Origin of the sequence: Kluyvera cryocrescens NBRC 102467 (genome assembly GCF_001571285.1) — a bacterium.
Taxonomy (GTDB): domain Bacteria; phylum Pseudomonadota; class Gammaproteobacteria; order Enterobacterales; family Enterobacteriaceae; genus Kluyvera; species Kluyvera cryocrescens.
The window spans coordinates 1-20,330 of the sequence record NZ_BCTM01000050.1 but is presented as its reverse complement, the minus strand read 5'-3'; the positions used below and the strand labels follow the sequence as shown (position 1 = coordinate 20,330).

Below are 20,330 nucleotides of genomic sequence, written 5' to 3'. Positions count from 1 at the left end.
AGTTTGTACATGTAGGGAGACATGTACTTGATTGAAATGGAGACATAAATCTCACTTATATAGTTTTGTACTATAGTATGATGTCCATTTCTAATGGAAAGTATAAAGAAACAACTATTGTTGCCGATAATCTATTTTAATTGTATGTTCAACATTGTAAATTGATAGTGGAATGTATGTTGTCACAAAGGTTAAGATATATTAAGAGGTTTGTGTGATAAAGAACTACAAATTGACTAAACTTAAGCCCTATGTGATATCAATCACATTTTCATTTTTGCTGTTTTTGTCGTTAACTGAGATTTCTACTTATTATATATATAAGGAGCGTATCGGTTTATATACAGAACGAGTATTGAATAGAAGTGTTAGTCTCATTCAACAAATTGATGAAATAAATGATGGTTATGAGGTGTTTGATGCTTATAGTCCCTGTAGTGAACTACAGCTTCATGCTGTAAGAATCGCTCTATGGCCTTATGCACTTATAAAGGATATATCATTTATTTCTAATGGGGCAATTACTTGTACTGCGTTGTGGGGCAAGTTGCCAGCACCATTATTACTCAACATATACGATAGAAAAGTTGAAAAGGATAACTTGACGTGGTTTTTTGGCGTGTTGTTGGAAAATAATGTTAAAGCTGATTTACTAAGCAACCAAAAATTAGCTATAACGATTTCACCATTTGCTTTTAACGGATTTGCTACAGACCATGAAGAGAAAGGATTTTCAGCAATTGTCGGCAATAGAGATCATTCTCTTCATTTGTTTAGGTTTGGTGATCTGGTCGATCTGCTTGAGGAGGCTAAACATGATAAATCCTATCAGTTAGGACTTATTACTACGCAAAGTTGTAATGGAAAATATGACATCTGTGTCATGGGAGGAGTTAAATTCACGTGGGTGAGTTTCGATAATTGGTTAATGATTTTGTTGATTGCATTTACATCTATTGTATCAGGTGTTCTTATAGGCGTTGTTTATAATCAAAAGGTTGCACGCAAACAATCATTAGTATCAAGATTAAAAAATGCCATAAGAAATGAATCATTATATCTTGTATATCAACCTATTTATAAAATAAAAACCGGTAAGGTTATTGGTGTAGAGGCACTAATTAGATGGGATGACCATGATATTGGTAGCATTCCTCCTGATATTTTTATCCCTATTGCAGAGAGACATAATTTAATTCAAGATGTAAGTAATCTTGTATTTCGAATGGTAGTAAAAGAAGCTAGGTCTCTTTCTGAAAAATTTAATGTCTTTATAAGCATTAATGTTAGTTCTCAAGACCTTTTGTCTGAATCTTTTCAAAGAAAAGTGTTTCAGATGATCGATGAATTAAATATAAAGCCCGGAATGATAATGATGTAATTAACAGAAAGACAGAGTGCGGATCTAAATTCACTCCAAAAGGTAATTTCTTTATTTAATGATAAAGGTATTTCAATAGCCATTGATGATTTCGGGACGGGCTATTCAAATTTAAACTGGCTGTCAAGTTTACAAATAGATGAAATTAAAGTTGATAAATCAATTACAGACTCTATCGATGAATACTCTATAAGTAATAATTTATTATCAGGATTGGTAGAGATTTTTAAAGATATAACTCATAAGGTCGTATTCGAAGGTGTGGAAACATCAACTCAGGTTAATTATTTAACTGAAATGTTCCCTGAGTGCGGTGTACAGGGATGGTATTACTCAAAGCCGTTATCTATAGATAAATTGACAAAATTAGTCGAGGATGCCAATTTGCCTTAATATTTATTACTTTATTTTCATTGTTTTCACATTCTATATAACACGCGTAACCGCGAGCTATATAAATTTAACTGCAGAAGGATTTTGATATCTTGCTGCATTCAATCAGGTAGTTGGTTCAAAATTGTATGGAATGTCGCGTTCACCTTCTTCAGCGAGCAGGGCAAGATAGTCCTCTCGTGTCATTGACTGTGAAAAACGTCCACACATAGAAACCTCCAGCCATATGTCAGACTGAAAGTATAGGGCAGGAAGAAAAAGTGGTGCGCATCGGTAATGATTTAAAAGGAATTTGTAAGGTAAATCGGAATGATGGTTTTGTGAATTGATGAATTCTTAAAAATGGATGGGCGCTCGTTGAAAGCGATCCCGAATTTTTCCCGACGACGCCACGAAACCAATAGCAACTGATTGATCTTGAACGGGTGCAATAGTAAGTATCAGGAGGTGTTTTTTAGTGGGTTTTTGATGTTAACTTATTGAATTTTATAGGTTGTTGCGTTTTGAGTTGTAAACAGGAATCGTATTCGGTCTCTTTTTATCTATTTCATTCTATGGGCTATTTTCGCGCATCACACGAGACGCCTCGAAAACCTGCCGCAACGTCCATATTCTGTCTAAACCATACCATATTCTGTACCTCGAGAGTCCAGGTATTTTTGCGGTTTTGTTAAAAAAATGTGTGCAGATAATCGCTGTGCACTTGCACCTCATTGGGCTTTTCCCGCTTAAAATACAGACGCGTCGGTACCAGCCTGCTATGGCGCATGATGGCAGGCTTTTGCGGAGCGTTGGGCGTAGGGTTCTGGCTTATTTATAGACCGAGAACTTCTTCGTTATCGGCTTGAGCGTTTCGGTGTCACCATAGACAGCGATAGCGACAAATTCGAGAGACTCAAGGGGCGTGGTCTTTGTATCTTCAATTTGCTGTTCGGTGGATTGGCCGAGCATCGTTGTGGCAAAGAAGTTGTAAGTCAGATTAGCTTCGTGGCATTTCTGAAGTGCGGTGCAGAGTTGGCTACTATTTTTCGCCTGAAGAATGACGACCGGGAAATGGCTGAGATAAGCGCTAAGACCCGAGTCATCGTTAGGGTAGTCCTGAAAATGTTTATCTTCCGCTTTTTGCATTATGCCGGCAGATAAGTGCCCCGTGGCATTCATCAGTATTGAGGCATCCATGTTACGGTTTACGATGATATAGAGTTTTTTCTGGTTATCTTCAAACATACGGTATGCCTATTTCACTAAAGTTAACTATGCGGAGATGTAATCATAAAAAATAGTGAATTAGGATGCTTTGCTCAAGATCAGCGCCGCCCGTATTCAGCGCGGCGGGCGTTCACATCAGGCGGCGATTCTTCTTTTTTCATGCGCTCACCTGCACAGGGCAATGGTCTATGACCTGCTCCCGGTTGATTAATACACCGCGATATTTCACGAAGGAGTGTCTGACGATCACTGCTGCTTTTGGTATTTCAGGCGTTCAGATCACGCGTATTCTGGACAGCATCGCGCTGTTTCGCGGCTATTCGGCGACAATAAGAACCGATCAGGGCCCGGAGTTTACCTGCCGCGCCCTCGATCAATGAGCCTTTGAGCATGGTGTGGAGTTGCGACTTATCCAGCCAGGTAAGCCAACGCAGAACAGATTTATTGAGAGCTTTAACGGACGATTTCGCGATGAATGTCTGAATGAGCACTGGTTCAGCGATATCGTTGACGCCAGGAAAGTTAATAATGACTGGCGGCAGGACTATAACGAGTCCAGACCTCATTCATCGCTGAATTACCAGACGCCGACTGAATTTGCAGCAAGCTGGAGAAATGGAAAATTAGAAGGTAAACACACGGACATTACTCACTGATCGTTGTATCTAATACTGGTGGCAGGTCAATGACGTTGCCACCGTAGAGTGCTGAAAGTGAAGCTGGTGGGTGTTTTAACTGGCCTCGAGTATGCCATCAATCTTATGACTGGCTATCTTAAATGCGACCACGGCATACAGTAGGGCGACTGCAAACCCTATTATTGGGTAGGTCAGATACCCAATAAAGAGGCCAAGCACCACGTTAAGCAGGCCTGCTATCCAAAACCCCCTCCGCTTGATCCTAAGCTTCCTGCATGTGCCCATATAAATGAGATAGATAATAGAGAAAGTAATAATAAATATAGAGATAGCGGTAAGCGTGTGCTTGAGATCCTCGGTGTTATCAAACCCCAGGGTAGGAATGAGTAAAATCATAAGGACACAAAAAGCGAGACTGACTGAGAGCTTGACCCATACCTTGACACCTAACCAGAAAAATCCTTTTTTGTTCATTTTGAAAGCTCTATTCACCTAGTTTTGTTTAGTGATTTCAACATCAATGTTTATCGAACGGGAAAATCATCTTTTATACTCGGATAATCCTATAGATATATGAGTAATCAATGAGTAAAGAAATTTAAGAGTCATGTAATATTTGGATGAGCCTAATGCAATTGTATTAAGTGAATAATGCTAATCATTGTTTTTACGTAGTTCTGGTGGGGAATAAAAACGGAGGCGGCTGTTAAATATTCATCAAATTAATTTATTTGCTGCCGTTTGCCTGCAGCGCGCCCGGTTTTCATGTAACCCTAAACCACGGGTTCCCGTGTGTTTCTCTGCTCACCGTATTCACCTATTCATGGCCTCTTCATATAGAAGCCTTATGGATTGATGAGTGACTGGCTGTTGCTTTGCGGACGAGTACACCGTCGATACTGGGTATTAACGCAGGATGATGGGATATCGGCAGCTCAGATTCAGGCCAGTAGGAAAGAGGGGGTTTCTGTAGTCAGTCGCAGCTTGATACTTATGCTGCTAATTATCTAAAAGTACACGATTCACTAATTTATTTCGTAGCGCTAATAAAAAAACCTATTTTTTTATCTTGAAAAGGTGCATGCTTGCGGCGAGTTCAGCCACAGCCTGCCACGCCACACCTTTCTCTGTTTTCGCGATGTTTTGTAAATAAACGTCCGGAAGGGGAATTAGTCGAACGTAGTACTGTCGAACAGTCAAACGTACCGCATAAAGTCAGATGAACTGATTCATTTTTTCCTTACGCGTTACCTGTGCTTCACGTTACTGGAATTAATGATGTTCAAAAACTTCGACCCCCGTCTACTTCATCCGCGCAACGCAGTGAAGTGGTTTGCTCTGGCGGTACTGTGGCTGGTGGTACAGCTGCCTTATCCTCTCTTACACGTTCTGGGTACCTCCGTCGGGAAGGCGTCACGTCGTTTCTTAAAACGTCGTGAGCAGATTGCTACGCGCAACATTGAACTTTGTTTCCCCAACATGGACGCGGCTGAACGTGAAAAGCTGATTGAGCAAAATTTCATGTCGCTCGGTATGGGACTTATCGAAACCGGTATGGCCTGGTTCTGGAGCGATGCGAGAGTAAAAAAATGGTTTGATGTGGAAGGCTACGAAAACCTGATGAACGCGCTGCAAGAAAAGCGCGGCGTGATGGTTGTCGGTGTGCACTTTATGTCACTGGAACTGGGTGGTCGTGCGATGGGGCTGTGTCGTCCAATGATGGCGACCTATCGTCCGCATAATGATCCGTTAATGGAATGGGTACAGACCACCGGGCGTCTGCGCTCCAATAAAGCGATGATTGACCGCCGTAACCTTCGCGGCCTGGTCCAGGCGTTGAAGGCTGGTGAAGCCGTCTGGTTTGCCCCCGATCAGGATTACGGTCCAAAAGGCAGCGTGTTTGCGCCGTTCTTCTCGGTGAGCGAAGCGGCGACCACCAACGGCACGAACGTGCTGTCGCGTCTCTCCGGTGCGGCAATGCTGACGGTGACTATGGTGCGTAAACCGAATAAGAAAGGGTACACCCTGCATATTAGCGAAGCGATGACTGATTACCCTAGCGGTGATGAGATTTCAGCGGCGTGTTATATGAATAAGATTATCGAGCGTGAGATTTTACGCGCCCCCGAGCAGTATCTGTGGGTGCACCGTCGCTTCAAAACGCGGCCGCGGGGAGAAACATCCCTATATAAGGTCGTCCCGCACGCCAAATAAATAACCCGCCGATAGGCGGGTTCTTTTTGGGTTAAACAAGCCGCATAACCCAGGCATCAGATGGTTGATCATAGTGTTTACGATAGAGAACAGAACGTTCGCCATCAAGAAGGGCCGGGATGCTGGTGTCGGCGTCCCAGGCGTCAAGCTGCATACATAAATCAGGGTCGGACTTACAAGGGATACTTAACGTTCGCTCGCCGTGCTGCTCGGCGTGCAGTACGGCATCATCAATTTCAAATGCGCCGATGCGTACGCTGGTTTTACTCATAATGCTCTCCGTTAATCTGCTGACCTGTTGTGGTACGACCAGTTGGCCGTACCTATTTCAGCGTAGACAACGCGGAGATTTATGCCAGTAAAAAAGTGCGCTTTTTTTATGCGCTACTCCGACCTGTTGCCAAACAGCTTGCCATCGCGAACCAGTTCACGCGGATAGCTGTTCTTCAGTCGGGAGTTGATGCGTTTTGCCAGCCCCAGCGGGAAACCCTGGAAGGTGACAATTACATCATCGTGCGCAGGCGACTGCTGCGGATAAACATCGCGACCGCGATACCATTCCTGCGCATCTTCCAGCGTCAGTTCTTGACCTAGCTTGTCGGTATTCGCGAGAGCAATAACCGCCTCGTGTTGCCAACGGAACCCTTTGTTGTGCGTCTCAGCAAGCTTAATACCGATCCGCGAGAAACGAACTTTGCCCAACAGCGGTTCAATTTCCGTTGGGAACAGCCAGATCTCTTTATCGCGCTGCCACAGGGCAAGCGATTCATCCCATTCAATGCCCACTTTGCGCGCTGCGCTGGCTACCTCTGCCGACTCGCGGGTCTTCATGGGGAAGAACGGGAATTTACCGACTTTATAGCCCGGTGCTGGCAGGGGGGCTATCGCCGCCGTTTTGCGCAGACGTGCGACAAAGAAACCTTCGCAGTCGTAAATTTGCGGGAAAACGTGTAGGAAACCTTCTGGCGTCAGCGCTTCGCTGGCCGTTGTGAACAGTTCACCCAGCGGCATGATTTCAACCGCCTGCGGGTAGCGGGCGAGCAGCCAGGCGACAACCGATTCATTTTCGTCGCGGTTAAGCGTACAGGTGGAGTATACCAACGTACCGCCAGGCCGCAGCGCATGGAAAGCGCTGTCGATAAGTTCCCGTTGCGTGGCGGCAATCTCCAGATTGCTGGTCAAAGACCAGTTCTTGAGCGCGTCGGGATCTTTACGTACGACCCCTTCGCCGGAGCAGGGCGCGTCCAGCAAAATGGCATCGAAGCACTCCGGTAGCGCGGCGCCGAATACGCGGCCATCGAAATGGGTGAGTGCGGTATTGGCTATCCCGCAGCGGCTGATGTTGGCATGCAGCACCTTCACGCGGCTGGCAGAAAACTCATTGGCCAGCAGCATGCCGCGGTTGTTCATCCGGGCAGCGATTTGGGTGGTTTTGGATCCAGGGGCGGCCGCCACGTCCATCACGCGTTCTGGCAGCATGCCGTCGGCAAATAATGCGGCAACCGGCAGCATTGAGCTGGCTTCCTGAATATAAAACAGGCCGCTAAGATGTTCTGCAGTACTGCCAAGCGGTAGTGCTTCTTCGTCATCCCGTTCAATCCAGAAACCTTCCGCGCACCATGGCACCGGCGTGAGTTGCCAGCCGTATGGGGCAACCAGTGCCAGAAAATCATCCACCGTTATTTTGAGCGTGTTAACGCGAAGGCTGCGGCGCAGCGGGCGCTGGCAGGCCTCAAGAAAATCATCAAAGGTGAGATGAGCAGGCATGGCCTCACGCATTTGCGCAAGGAATTCATCGGGGAAATAGACTGAGTTTTGAGCCACTGGCGAATACCACAAGGAGATAAAGAGCGCGCAGTCTATCATAAAACGCGCCGGTGGCGGGCACCGGCGCGTAGGGATTTAACGTGGCAGGGCGGTGCCCCATTCACGCCATTCTTTCGGTTCAGACTCCAGCAGCAGGAAGTGTTTTCCTTCCTGCGCCTTCGGCGCCAGCGGCGTTCCCGGCGGCGTAGCGAAGGCAATACCGCCGCGAATGAACTGATTAAAGGTACCGGTTTTCACCACGCCGCCAATCAGACCAAAATCGAGACTGTAGCCAGATGCCAGCCAGAAGACGGAGTTATTGCGTACCAGATGTTGATAGCGCTGGCCGATGCGCATTTCGATCATCACGCGATCGGAAAGACTGCCCAGATGAAGGGCCGTCACGGTGCCCACTTCCAGTCCGCGGAACAGTACTGGCGTACCGATATTCATCGAGCCGGCTTCCGGCGCTTCGACCACAATATTCAGACCGTTTAAGTAACGAGAGTCCGAAATAGTGGCTTCCTGCAATTCAAAATCACGACGCATTTCGCCATGCCCCGGTTCGACGTTAACGTAGGGCTGAAGCAGGGTATCGAGGTGCTCTACGCCCGCGGCGGAGATTTGCGGCGTAATAACCGAGAAGCGAGTACCGCGGCGCGCGAAAGTGCTGACATATTCAGGGTAGAGCACGGCGCTCGCCTGAACTTCGTTGCGCGAAGCGTTCAGCTCCAGGCTCTGGACCTGACCGATATCGATGCCCAGATAGCGAATCGGCATACCGGCAGAGAGCTTATCAGCATCGAAGGCGTGGAGGGTGATTTGCCCGCCGATAGCGCGCGCAGCCGTTTCCGATGGGAACAGCATCCGTTTATCGCCTTTACGACTGCCGTTGCTGGCCTGGTTAAGATTATCGAAGCTGACCGCGCCTTTCAGGGCTCGTGAGAGTGGGGAGGCCTGAACCGTTAGACCACTGCCGTTAAGCTGTACCTTGGCGCCGCCTTCGGCCCAGAACACGCTGTTAGGCGTCAGCAGCGAACGATATTCCGGTTTGATATGCACGGCGATATCAAAGGCGTTTGCCCGCGGCTGGACGGAGGTGATCTCACCCACTTCGAATTTACGATACAGCACCACGGAGCCGGTCTGGATGTCCGGCAGCGTTTCTGCGGTCAGCATCAATGTCGTGGTGGGGTAATCACTCAGGTTGTTTTCCTGAGCTTTCTCAAGGTTCGCGTACAGCGGATAGGTGGCTTTCATTGGGCCTTTTTCACCCGGCAGAATACGGATCCCGCCGCTCAGCCACTCGTTCGCGCTGGCGCCGAGGAATTCCACGCCGTCGATACCAACCTTAACGTCCATTTTGCTGTTCACCACAAATTTGCTGTCGCCGTGAACAAGATCGCGATACTGCGGGTCAATGGCGATAGCAAATTCAATGCCTTTCGCACTCAGGGTACGCTGGAGAACCTGACCAATTTTGACGCCGTGCAGCATAATCGGCTGCCCGCCATCAATGCCATAGCTCTCTGGCGCCGTCAGCGTCAGGGTCATCACACCAGGCTGCTGCAGCAGCGTCTTATCGGCGGCCAGGACGGCAAAGTGATCTTTAGGTTCACCTTCGCCGGGCACCAGCTCAAAAGTGCTGCCGGTCAGTAGCGCGCTAAGATTAGGGTTGTCCAGCGTCAGTTTAGGCTGCTGAAGCTCGATGCGCGTTTTATCACGCAGTAGCGACACGACGCTGGGATCGACCGTCATTTCACCGGTCACTGAACCATCTGGATTCAGCGTCAGTTTGGTGAGCTGTCCCACTTCCAGCCCTTGATAGAGCATCGGCGTGGAGCCTGCCTTTAACCCATCACCGCTTGGCAGTTGGAGCTGAATTATCACCCCGCGCTGGCTGTGCGCCAGATCTTCATACAATCCATACTCATCGTTTTGCTCGGCGGCTTTTGAATCCTGAGGGGAGTCAAAGGCAATCGCGCCATTCACCAGTGCTGACAGGCTTTCAAGCTGTACCTGAGCCCCACTTAAACCCACATCAGCCTTGACGCCGGAAACGTTCCAGAAGCGGCTGCCTTTTTTCACCAGGTTGGTGAAGCGCCGCTCAACCAGCACGTCAATCGTCACGCCCTGGTTATTCGGATTGATCGCATAATCATAAACGCGGCCAACCGGGATTTTACGGAAATAAACCAGCGATCCGCTGCTGAGCGAGCCTAAGTCGGGGGCGTGCAGATGGATCATCAGTTCGCCGTTATTCAGTCGGTATTTCGGCTGGGTATCGAGCGCGGTGAAACGATCGCGCGGCTCGCCTTTACCTGGCATCATGCCGATATAGTTGCCGCCCACCAGCGCATCAAGGCCAGAAACGCCGGCCAGAGACGCTTTCGGCGTCACCAGCCAGAACTGCGTATCGGCGCGCAGCGCATCTTCCATATCGCTTTTGATACTGGCGCGAACCTCGATTTTGCTGCGGTCCTGCGCCAGGCGGATATCCTGCACGGTACCAACTTCTACCCCCTGGAAACGCACGGGTGTCCGCCCGGGGACAATACCGTCCGCCGACATGAAGTCGATGGTTATGGTGGTTCCCCGATCTTCGTAGCTGTTCCAGATAAGCCAACCGGCAATAAGCAGTGCGATGACCGGCAGTAGCCAAAACGGAGATATGCGACGTTTTGTTTTAATTCGCGCTTCAGTCTGTGAAGCGGGCGTTTCCTGACTCATGTGCGTCCCAAAGTAAGCGGCTGTCCAGCCATTCAACAGCAAGAATAGTTAATATTACCGCAGCGCCAAAATAAAACGCAGCGGGACCCATCGTGAAAGCGAGAAGCTGATCGCGATTGATGAGCGACATGGTTAATGAAATCACAAACAGATCGAGCATTGACCAGCGGCCAATCCACGTGACAAACCGCAGCAACAGGATACGCGTTCGTAGCCCCTGTTGGCATTTAAAGTGCACGCTGGTCAGCAACGTCAGCATGACGATAATTTTGGTGAATGGCACTAAAATACTGGCGATGAACACCACGGCGGCAACTGCGATATTGCTATTGGCCAGGGACATGATCCCGGAAAGAATCGTGTCCTCCTGACGGCCGCCGTTGACGTAAATAATTGAGATCGGCAGCAGGTTGGCTGGAAAAATAAAGACGATGGAGGCGACCAGCGCCGCCCAGCTCTTTTGCAGGCTTTGGCGACGGCGATAGCGAAGCGGCGTATGGCAGCGACGACAGCGGCCGCGGGCGTCAGCAAAGCCAGTATAGTGGCACTCGAGGCAGACCCGCAGATTGGCATCCGGGCGCGTGGCGTGGCGCTGAGGGTAAAAGCGCTCCCACAGCTGCTCAACGTTAAGATGGATAAGCGTCAGAATGCTCAACACGACTAATGAAATAAAGGCCAGCAGGCCAATACCCGGCTGCAAAAATGCATAATCCTGAACCTTGATTGACGCCACGGCGATACCGACAAGGTAGATATCCAGCATTACCCACTCTTTAAGTTTATCGAGCATCAGCAGGACGGGCCGCAGATTCATGCCTAGAATATTACCCAGCCACAGATAGGCGATGGCCAGCACCAGCACCGCGGGGGCGGCAACGGTGCAGAAAAAAACCATCGCGGCAGTCACCGGATCGCCCTGGTCGGTCATTTGCCAGATGCCTGCCAACAGGCTGGCATCGATACGCACACCCAAAAGGTGTAGTCGCAGCAGCGGTTCACTCCAGGCAAAGGGCATCAACAGCAGCATGGTAATCGCCATTGCGCCAAGGCGGGTCAGCGACCAATCGCGCCCTTCACGCACTTTGGCGTTACAGCGCGGACAATAGGCGCGTTGCGTTGATTTTACGACCGGTAACCGAAAAAGCGTATCGCACTGCGGGCAACGTTGGTAATGTGCCCACGGTAACGGTTCGCTAACGGCGTGAATGCGTATTTTTTTCGTCGGCGTTATACGTGAAGTTGTCAGTGCCATTTATTACATTGATAAATGAATGTATAACTCTATCTTAACCTAAGTATGGATTCATCTTGAGCCCGAGCGCACTTAATGCGTATTTTATAAGGCCGTAGGCTGGGTAACGAATCAGTAACATCGTAAACAATAGTGATTGAATAATGACCAAAACAGAATTTTACGCGGATCTTAACCGTGATTTTCAGGCGTTAATGGCAGGCGAAACAAGTTTCTTAGCCGTAATCTCCAATACGAGTGCGTTGTTGTACGAGCGTCTTTCTGATGTGAACTGGGCGGGATTTTATCTGCTGGAAGGTGACACGCTGGTATTAGGGCCGTTCCAGGGCAAAATTGCCTGCGTACGTATTCCGGTCGGCCGCGGCGTATGCGGGACTGCCGTGGCGGAAAATCGCGTGCAGCGCGTTGAAGATGTCCATGCTTTCGATGGTCATATTGCCTGCGATGCGTCCAGCAACGCTGAAATTGTGCTGCCGCTTGAGGTTAATAATCAGGTCATCGGCGTGCTGGATATTGATAGCACGGCGTTCTCTCGTTTTAGCGAAGAGGACGAAGTCGGCCTGACTGAACTGGTCGGCCACCTTCAAAAAGTGCTTGAAGCCACCGATTATCAAAAATTCTTTGCACCCGTCGCAGGATAATCAACGGATAACGTAGCATTTACGGATGACGTCATTATAATGTCGCCTGTTCATGCCTGCGGCTTGTTGGCTACGTCCGTTGTAATCAGGAAATTTCATGGAAAATCAACCTAAGTTGAATAGCAGTAAAGAAGTTATCGCATTTTTGGCCGAACGTTTCCCGCAGTGTTTTAGCGCGGAAGGTGAAGCTCGTCCCCTGAAGGTCGGTATTTTTCAGGATCTCGTCGAGCGTGTTGAAGGGGAAATGAACCTCAGCAAAACTCAACTGCGTTCCGCATTACGTCTTTATACTTCAAGCTGGCGTTACCTCTACGGTATTAAAGCCGGTGCAGTTCGCGTCGATCTCGACGGCAACCCATGTGGGGAACTGGATGAGCAGCACGTGGCGCATGCCCGTCAGCAGCTTGAAGAAGCCAAAGCTCGCGTTCAGGCTCAGCGCGCTGAACAGCAGGCGAAAAAACGCGAAGCAGCCGCTGCTGCGGGTGAGCAAGGTGATGCGCCACGTCGTGAGCGTAAGCCACGTCCATCAGTGCGTCGCAAAGAAGGGGCAGAGCGTAAGCCGCGCGCAGCCGCTGCGAAACCTGCTGCTAAAGTTGTTCGCGAAGTACGCGAAGAGAAGCTGACTCCAGTCTCCGATTTGACTGCGCTGACCGTTGGGCAATCCCTGAAAGTGAAAGCAGGCAATAGCGCAATGGAAGCCACGATTCTGGAGATCACCAAAGACGGCGTTCGCGTGCAGCTTACTTCGGGTCTGTCAATGATTGTACGCGCAGAACACCTGGTGTTCTGAAACGGAGGCCGGGCCAGGCATGAACAAATTCTTTAGGCTCTCCGCGCTTGCTGGTCTGTTATTAATAACAGGCCAGGCCGTAGCGGTTGAAGATATTACCCGCGTTGACCAACTTCCGGTACTTAAGGAAGAGACGCAGCACGCCACGGTAAGCGAGCGCGTTACATCGCGCTTTACCCGTTCCCATTATCGTCAGTTCGATCTCGATCAGGCTTTTTCAGCCAAAATCTTCAATCGCTATCTGAACCTGCTGGACTATAGCCACAATGTGCTGCTGGCCAGCGACGTTGAGCAATTTTCCGCGAAAAAAGGGCAGATTGGCGACGAGCTTCGTTCGGGCAAACTTGACGTCTTTTACGATCTTTATAACCTCGCGCAAAAACGCCGCTTTGAGCGCTATGAATATGCGCTGAAAGTGCTTGAACGCCCGATGGACTTCACCGGTAACGACACCTTTAACCTCGACCGCTCGAAAGCGCCGTGGCCAAAAGATCAGGCCGAGCTGAATGCGCTGTGGGACGGCAAGGTTAAGTACGATCAGCTAAGTCTAAAGCTGGCCGGTAAAGACGACAAAGAAATTCATGACACGCTGGCGCGTCGCTACAAATTCGCGATTCGTCGTCTGGCGCAAACCAACAGCGAAGACGTGTTCTCGCTGGCGATGACCTCTTTCGCTCGTGAAATCGACCCGCATACCAACTACCTGTCTCCGCGTAACACCGAGCAATTTAATACTGAAATGAGCCTGTCTCTGGAAGGTATTGGCGCGGTGCTGCAGATGGATGATGACTATACCGTCATCAACTCGATGGTAGCTGGGGGGCCGGCGGCTAAAAGCAAAGCGATTAGCGTAGGCGATCGCATTGTCGGCGTTGGCCAGACTGGCAAAGCCATGGTGGATGTGATTGGCTGGCGTCTTGATGACGTTGTGGCGCTGATCAAAGGGCCGAAGGGCAGCAAAGTGCGTCTGGAAGTTCTTCCTGCGGGTAAAGGTTCGAAAACCCGTATCGTGACCCTGACCCGCGAGCGTATTCGTCTGGAAGACCGCGCGGTGAAAATGTCGGTGAAAAACGTCGGCAAGGATAAAGTCGGTGTGCTCGATATTCCGGGCTTCTATGTGGGTCTGACCGAAGACGTGAAGGTTCAGCTGCAGAAGCTGGAAAAACAGAACGTCAGCAGCGTGATCATCGATTTGCGTAGCAACGGTGGCGGTGCGCTGACGGAAGCGGTATCGCTTTCTGGTCTGTTCATTCCATCCGGTCCGGTCGTACAGGTGCGTGATAACAACGGCAAAGTTCGCGAAGACAGCGATACTGACGGCGTGGTTTATTACAAAGGTCCGCTGGTGGTGTTGGTTGACCGCTTCAGCGCTTCAGCCTCTGAGATCTTTGCGGCAGCAATGCAGGATTACGGCCGCGCGCTGATCGTCGGCGAACCGACCTTCGGCAAAGGGACGGTGCAACAGTACCGCTCGCTGAACCGTATCTACGATCAAATGCTGCGCCCTGAATGGCCGGCGCTGGGCTCCGTCCAGTACACCATTCAGAAATTCTACCGTATCAACGGTGGCAGCACGCAGCGTAAGGGCGTGACGCCGGATATTCTGATGCCAACCGGCAAAGAAGAGACGGAAACCGGTGAGAAGTTCGAAGACAACGCACTGCCGTGGGACAGCGTCAACGCTGCTACCTACGTGACGTCGGGCGATATGAAGCCATTCGAACCTCAGCTACTGAAGTTGCATGACGAAAGAATTGCTAAAGATCCAGAGTTCCAGTACATCGCCAAAGATATTGCGCACTTCAATTCACTGAAGGATAAACGCAATATTGCGTCTCTGAACTACGCTCAGCGTGAGAAAGAGAACAATGAGGATGATGCTACGCGTCTGGCGCGGATTAACGATCGCTACAAGCGTGAAGACAAACCGCCGTTGAAGAAACTCGACGATCTACCTAAAGACTATAAAGAGCCGGATCCTTACCTTGATGAGACGGTAAACATTGCCGTTGACCTGGCAAAGATTGAGAAGGCCAGCCCCGCCGAACAACCCGCGGCGAGCAAATAACCCCCCAACAGGCACAAGAGATTGTGCCTGTTTTTTTTATCTCCCTCATCTTCACGTCAACAACTATGCTACAAAATGTAAAGTTGTGTCTTTCTGGTGACTTAGCCGCAGGTAATCGTTGAAAATCGTCGTATTGCCCCTACGATATGGGTAATCGCATAGTGCGTTTTGTTAAGAAGAGGTTAAAAGTAAATTATGATGCGAATCGCGCTTTTCCTGCTGACCAACCTTGCCGTAATGGTTGTGTTTGGGCTGGTGCTAAGCCTGACAGGAATTCAGTCGAGCAGCATGACGGGTCTGTTGATTATGGCGCTGCTTTTTGGTTTCGGCGGTTCCATTGTTTCATTGATGATGTCGAAATGGATGGCCCTGAAATCAGTCGGTGGTGAAGTCATTGAACAGCCGCGGAATGAACAGGAACGCTGGTTGCTGCAAACCGTCGCTCGTCAGTCTGAGCAGGTCGGCATTGCCATGCCGCAGGTGGCGCTGTACCACGCGCCGGACATTAATGCCTTTGCTACTGGTGCGCGCCGCGATGCATCGCTGGTTGCCGTCAGCACCGGTCTGTTGCAGAACATGAGTCGTGACGAAGCTGAGGCGGTTATCGCCCACGAGATTAGCCACATTGCCAACGGCGATATGGTGACCATGACACTGATTCAGGGTATCGTGAACACCTTCGTTATCTTCATCTCTCGCGTGATCGCGCAGATTGCCGCTGGTTTCCTCGGTGGCAACCGTGACGAAGGTGAAGAGGGTGGGAATGGCAATCCGCTCATTTATTTTGCGGTGTCGATGGTGCTTGAACTGGTGTTTGGTATTTTGGCCAGCATTATTACCATGTGGTTCTCACGCTACCGTGAGTTCCATGCGGATGCCGGTTCGGCGAAGCTGGTAGGGCGTGAGAAGATGATTGCCGCTCTGCAGCGACTGAAAACCAGCTATGAGCCGCAGGAAGCCAGCAGCATGATGGCATTCTGCATCAACGGTAAGTCGAAGTCGCTGAGCGAAATGTTCATGACGCACCCGCCGTTAGACAAACGTATTGAAGCGCTGCGCAGCGGCGAATATATGAAATAACAAAAGCGCCTCACATGAGGCGCTTTTCTTTTATCACCGCTGGGGTGGCAGACAGCAGAACTTAACTTTGTGCCCGCGGTTGGGTGATCCGCAGTCCGCTGAACAACATGGCGACGACGGCCAGCGCGCCCGCAAGCAGCAGTGAAATGTGCGTACCGCCGTTGCCAAAAGCATTAAACATCAGGGCGACGAGCGCGGCACCGGTGCTTTGCCCCAGCAGTCGTGCGGTTCCCAGCATCCCGCTGGCACCGCCGCTGCGATTGCGCGGCGCCGAAGAAATAATGGTGTGATTGTTCGGTGATTGAAACAGACCGAAACCGGCACCGCAAAGCAGCATGCGCCAGATAATATTAATATCGTCTGGCGATGATGGCAACATGGCCATGCCAAATAACCCACAGGCCATAATCCCCATTCCCAATGCGCCGAGCAGACCGGCATGCACGCGTTCAATCAGGTAGCCCGCCAGCGGAGCCATCACCATCGTTGCCAGTGGCCATGGTGTTAGCAATAGACCGGTTTCAACTTCAGTGCGGCCAACAATGCTTTGTAGAAAGAAAGGAAGCGACACCATCGCCAGCATCTGCGCGCAGAAAGAGCAAATTGAGGTGCAAATCGACAATGAAAACAAGGGAATGCGCAGCAGATCAACCGGTAATAGCGGCACCGGCAGGCTAAGCTGGCGGCGGACAAAGAAGAAGCCCACGATCAACAGGGCGGCCAATTCGGCGCACACCAGCATCAGTGACTGCCCCTGCGCAAAGCCGCTGAGGGCGGTAATCAACAGCCCAAAAGTCAGAGCATTCATCACGGCGCTGGGGAGATCAAAACGCTGGGTCTGGCTACGAGTACCGTTCGCGGGCAGGAAACGCACGGCCAAAAGCCATGCGATAATCCCCAGCGGAACGTTGATAAGGAACAGCCATTGCCAGGAGGCCAGCGATAGAATGGCCGCAGCAATGGTTGGGCCCGCCGCTGAGGAGACGGCGACCACGAATGAGTTGATCCCCATTCCGCGTCCAAGCTGACGCTGTGGATAGATCAGGCGAATAAGCGCCGTGTTAACGCTCATCAGCGCGGCGCCACCAAACCCCTGTGCGATACGCGCCAGCGTCAGCATTTCCAGGGAATGAGACAACGCACAAAGCAGTGAGGTAAGGGTAAAAACAATCAACCCGGCTTTATAGATGCGGTGATAGCCAATCATATCGCCAAGGAACGAGAGAGAGAGCAGGGAGATAACAATCGCAATCTGATAGGCGTTGACGATCCAAATAGAGGCCGCAGGCGACGCGTTAAGGTCGCTGGCAATGGTTGGTAGTGCAACGTTTGCTATTGCGCCGTCGAGTACCGCCATGGTGATGCCAATAACAATGGTCAGAATAGCCCCATAGCGCTGGGGTAACGGCAAGCCATCGATGAGAGGTTTAGTCATGTGAAGAACTTGTTTTTGGGGAAATTATTAACCAGGAAATGATTCTAGCATTGATTAATCATTTGAATGTCCCAGATTTGTAACCAGGTCACAGAAGTTTCATTGCTACAAAGGGATTGCGAAATTATAATAAAAACCGGTTCTAATATTTATAAAACAGTTGCGATGAGGTGATAAATGTCAGCAGCGGATTTGGACAAACAGCCAGATTCTGTCTCTTCGGTACTAAAGGTTTTTGGTATCCTGCAGGCACTTGGCGAAGAACGCGAGATTGGTATTACTGAACTTTCGCAGCGCGTCATGATGTCGAAAAGCACCGTTTATCGCTTTTTGCAGACCATGAAATCATTGGGGTACGTTGCCCAGGAAGGGGAATCCGAAAAGTATTCGCTCACGCTAAAACTGTTTGAGTTGGGTGCTCGCGCATTACAGAACGTCGATTTAATCCGCAGTGCGGATATTCAGATGCGTGAACTCTCTCGTCTGACTAAAGAAACGGTTCACCTGGGTGCGCTGGATGAAGACAGTATCGTCTACATCCATAAAATCGATTCCATGTACAACCTGCGCATGTATTCTCGCGTAGGTCGTCGTAACCCGTTGTACAGTACGGCAATTGGTAAAGTACTGCTCGCTTGGCGTGATACTGACGAAGTGCGTCAGATCCTTGAAGGCGTAGAATATAAGTGCAGCACTGAACGCACCATTGCTAATACTGATGAGCTGATCACCGTGCTGGAACAGGTGCGTAAGCAAGGGTACGGGGAAGATAACGAAGAGCAGGAAGAAGGGCTGCGCTGTATCGGCGTACCGGTATTCGACCGCTTTGGTGTGGTTATCGCCGGGTTGAGTATTTCATTCCCGACGCTGCGCTTCTCTGAAGAGCGTCTGCATGAGTATGTGGAGATGCTGCATACGGCGGCGCGTAAAATTTCAGAACAGATGGGTTATAACGATTACCCGTTCTGAGTCTGACACAAAAAAGCCCGGCAATGACCGGGCTTTTTTTTATCTTCATTTAGCCTTCATCGACAACGCTGGCGCTTTTACGCAGCAGCGGACAGCTTGAACGCCCCACGATACCGTTATCACCGCGCAGATAAAATGCAGTACTGAAACCTTGCGCTGTCAGATACTTACATTGCAATCCCAGGCCTCCCGCCGTCTGCTGACTGCCTGCCAGCACGCCATAACCGCTCAGGAGCACGCCAATGGCGACAATAACCAAAAAGATGACGGTTCTGATAAACAGGCGCATAAAAGTTCCTCTTCTATTATTTGTTTCATGTATACCACGTTACTTCGATAACCGATTGACACAAGTCTATGATTCCTAAAAGTGCCAGATGCTATTACAGTTAGCCGCGGTTTAAGGTTAGCATGCTAACTTGGTTGCATCTGAATAAGAATTCATGCGGAGAGTGGATTGAAAAAGTTTCGGTGGGTATTGCTAATACTCGTGATTGCTGCCTGTGTGCTGCTGTGGACGCAAATGATCAACGTAATGTGCGATCAGGACGTTCAGTTTTTCAGCGGCATTTGCAGCATCAACAGGTTTATACCCTGGTAAAACATTTTTACTGGCAGCGATTTCCTTCCGTAGTGTGAGTGGTAGAATAGATCGTTCCTTTTGAGGTGGTAAAATGAGTGATCTTGTAAGTTCTGGGGCATTAAATCTCGTCTCTCTGGCATTCTCCTTCCTTCTGCTTATAGTCGGTCTGGTTCTGTGGTTTTTCGTGAACCGCGCCAGCTCCCGTGCTAATGAGCAAATCGAACTCCTTGAATCGCTGCTCGATCAGCAAAAGCGCCAGAATGCGCTGCTGCGTCGACTGTGCGAGGCCAGCGAGCCGGAGAAGAAAGAAGAAGATGTAGCAAAAGCCGAAGCAGTAGAAGACAGTAGTGAAGATGACTTTATCCGCCTGGTTGCTGAGCGGTAATTTTGTTGTATGACGATTCCGGGCAGCCTATTTGGGCTGCCGGACGAAACCCGGTGCGCTTTTCTGGTGCATCGTTTCCCCCCCACTAGCGTCAGGCGCCTGCATTTGCGCGAAATATTGACTCCGTTGCGCGATAATTGATGCTTTTTCACGCAAAAGCTAAAACGGTGTGATGCAGACATCCTATAACGATTTGTTATTGCTAGTGATGTATCATTTGAGTGTTTAAATTTACGACGGATATATTATTGCTCGAATTAGCATAGTGTCGCTGCTTAATTAATAGCCGCATAGCCGGTATTAAATTATCGAAACGTTTTTATTGCGTTCTAATGAGGCAGTGTCACAAAATTTTCATTATTTTAGTGCAATGTAGTGCTGTTATTAACCGGATGGGCAGTGTAGGAACTCCACACAAATGTGAAGTACTTATAACTTTCAGCAAAATGGCATCTGAAAAAGTTATAGCGAAAATATATCTATCGATATAAAGAAATTTGATGCATTTGTGATGAATCTTAACGTTGGTCCAATGTAGGACTATGGCAAAAAAGTCTTACGTTACCGTAGGCTAGGCCACATTTGTTGCCAGCAGATGTCGCGCGCATGCCGTGTGCCCGAGTATGTAAATGAGCATGCGGGCAAATGATTTGTTAGGATTTGTGCGGCCGATCGAGACACGTTTAAAAATGGCTTGCCATTAATTACGTTGTATGTGATAACACGTTTTGGGTTAAACGAGGTACAGTTCTGTTT

Annotated in this window: 16 protein-coding genes and 3 pseudogenes; 10 read left to right on the top strand and 9 right to left on the bottom strand. The window is 49.6% G+C overall.

Translation table 11 applies throughout. The features are described 5' to 3' along the window. Window positions 1–214 precede the first annotated feature (214 nt). Window positions 215–1,774 (top strand): annotated as a pseudogene (locus KCR01S_RS22245) (EAL domain-containing protein). 114 nt (window positions 1,775–1,888) lie between these two features. Here the strand turns inward: KCR01S_RS22245 and KCR01S_RS25510 are convergent. After that, window positions 1,889–1,984, bottom strand: a pseudogene (locus KCR01S_RS25510) (SOS response-associated peptidase); the annotation flags it as partial. A gap of 600 nt (window positions 1,985–2,584) precedes the next feature. Continuing rightward, complete coding sequence (locus tag KCR01S_RS22240) at window positions 2,585–3,001, bottom strand: DUF2000 domain-containing protein (RefSeq protein ID WP_061285105.1); 417 nt, start codon at window positions 2,999–3,001, stop codon at window positions 2,585–2,587. Window positions 3,002–3,207: 206 nt separating this feature from the next. Between KCR01S_RS22240 and KCR01S_RS24620 the strand changes: the two are divergent. After that, window positions 3,208–3,639 (top strand): annotated as a pseudogene (locus KCR01S_RS24620) (integrase core domain-containing protein); the annotation flags it as partial. 75 nt (window positions 3,640–3,714) lie between these two features. Here the strand turns inward: KCR01S_RS24620 and KCR01S_RS22230 are convergent. Continuing rightward, window positions 3,715–4,095 (bottom strand): hypothetical protein, encoded by a 381-nt coding sequence (locus tag KCR01S_RS22230; protein ID WP_061285103.1) that lies wholly within the window; start codon window positions 4,093–4,095, stop codon window positions 3,715–3,717. A gap of 804 nt (window positions 4,096–4,899) precedes the next feature. Between KCR01S_RS22230 and lpxP the strand changes: the two genes are divergently transcribed. Further along, window positions 4,900–5,835 carry a kdo(2)-lipid IV(A) palmitoleoyltransferase gene (gene lpxP / locus KCR01S_RS22225; protein WP_061285102.1) on the top strand — a complete coding sequence of 312 codons (936 nt, stop codon included), beginning with the start codon at window positions 4,900–4,902 and terminating at the stop codon, window positions 5,833–5,835. 31 nt (window positions 5,836–5,866) lie between these two features. On the opposite strand, the gene KCR01S_RS22220 is transcribed toward lpxP, so the two are convergent. The 4 genes from KCR01S_RS22220 to yebS form a co-directional block, all read right to left on the bottom strand. Then, complete coding sequence (locus tag KCR01S_RS22220) at window positions 5,867–6,106, bottom strand: YebV family protein (RefSeq protein WP_061285101.1); 240 nt, start codon at window positions 6,104–6,106, stop codon at window positions 5,867–5,869. Window positions 6,107–6,219: 113 nt separating this feature from the next. Beyond that, entirely contained in the window at window positions 6,220–7,659 is a 1,440-nt protein-coding gene (rsmF, locus tag KCR01S_RS22215; RefSeq protein WP_112204466.1) for a 16S rRNA (cytosine(1407)-C(5))-methyltransferase RsmF, read from the bottom strand. A 78-nt stretch (window positions 7,660–7,737) separates the two neighbouring features. Beyond that, on the bottom strand, window positions 7,738–10,371 hold the full coding sequence (locus KCR01S_RS22210; protein ID WP_061285099.1) for a PqiB family protein: 2,634 nt from the start codon (window positions 10,369–10,371) through the stop codon (window positions 7,738–7,740). Next, the gene (gene yebS / locus KCR01S_RS22205) at window positions 10,340–11,623 is read right to left on the bottom strand and encodes a membrane integrity lipid transport subunit YebS (RefSeq protein ID WP_061285098.1); all 1,284 of its coding nucleotides are present in this window, start codon (window positions 11,621–11,623) and stop codon (window positions 10,340–10,342) included. The genes KCR01S_RS22210 and yebS overlap by 32 nt, the downstream gene beginning before the upstream one ends. A 143-nt stretch (window positions 11,624–11,766) precedes the next feature. On the opposite strand from yebS, the gene KCR01S_RS22200 reads away from it, so the two are divergent. The 4 genes from KCR01S_RS22200 to htpX all read left to right on the top strand — a co-directional run bounded on the left by KCR01S_RS22200 (window position 11,767) and on the right by htpX (window position 16,202). Continuing rightward, window positions 11,767–12,264, top strand: a complete 498-nt coding sequence (locus tag KCR01S_RS22200) for a GAF domain-containing protein (RefSeq protein WP_061285097.1) — start codon at window positions 11,767–11,769, stop codon at window positions 12,262–12,264. Between the two features lie 97 nt (window positions 12,265–12,361). Further along, a complete protein-coding gene (gene proQ / locus KCR01S_RS22195) occupies window positions 12,362–13,054 on the top strand; it encodes an RNA chaperone ProQ (protein ID WP_061285096.1) in 693 nt (230 codons plus the stop codon). Window positions 13,055–13,073: 19 nt separating this feature from the next. Next, complete coding sequence (gene prc / locus KCR01S_RS22190; RefSeq protein WP_061285095.1) at window positions 13,074–15,122, top strand: carboxy terminal-processing peptidase; 2,049 nt, start codon at window positions 13,074–13,076, stop codon at window positions 15,120–15,122. A 195-nt stretch (window positions 15,123–15,317) separates the two neighbouring features. Then, entirely contained in the window at window positions 15,318–16,202 is an 885-nt protein-coding gene (gene htpX, locus KCR01S_RS22185; protein ID WP_061285094.1) for a protease HtpX, read from the top strand. Between the two features lie 61 nt (window positions 16,203–16,263). Here htpX and KCR01S_RS22180 read toward each other — a convergent pair whose 3' ends face one another. Next, window positions 16,264–17,637, bottom strand: a complete 1,374-nt coding sequence (locus KCR01S_RS22180; protein ID WP_061285093.1) for an MFS transporter — start codon at window positions 17,635–17,637, stop codon at window positions 16,264–16,266. A gap of 177 nt (window positions 17,638–17,814) precedes the next feature. Between KCR01S_RS22180 and kdgR the strand changes: the two genes are divergently transcribed. Further along, the gene (gene kdgR, locus KCR01S_RS22175; RefSeq protein WP_061285092.1) at window positions 17,815–18,606 is read left to right on the top strand and encodes a DNA-binding transcriptional regulator KdgR; all 792 of its coding nucleotides are present in this window, start codon (window positions 17,815–17,817) and stop codon (window positions 18,604–18,606) included. 49 nt (window positions 18,607–18,655) lie between these two features. On the opposite strand, the gene KCR01S_RS22170 is transcribed toward kdgR, so the two are convergent. Next, entirely contained in the window at window positions 18,656–18,895 is a 240-nt protein-coding gene (locus tag KCR01S_RS22170) for a YobH family protein (RefSeq protein WP_052285632.1), read from the bottom strand. A 168-nt stretch (window positions 18,896–19,063) separates the two neighbouring features. Between KCR01S_RS22170 and mgrB the strand changes: the two genes are divergently transcribed. After that, window positions 19,064–19,207 carry a PhoP/PhoQ regulatory lipoprotein MgrB gene (gene mgrB, locus KCR01S_RS24615; RefSeq protein ID WP_072129189.1) on the top strand — a complete coding sequence of 48 codons (144 nt, stop codon included), beginning with the start codon at window positions 19,064–19,066 and terminating at the stop codon, window positions 19,205–19,207. Between the two features lie 73 nt (window positions 19,208–19,280). Beyond that, window positions 19,281–19,574, top strand: coding sequence for a YebO family protein (locus KCR01S_RS22165; RefSeq protein ID WP_061285091.1), 294 nt, complete (start codon window positions 19,281–19,283; stop codon window positions 19,572–19,574). The last annotated feature ends 756 nt before the right edge of the window (window positions 19,575–20,330 follow it).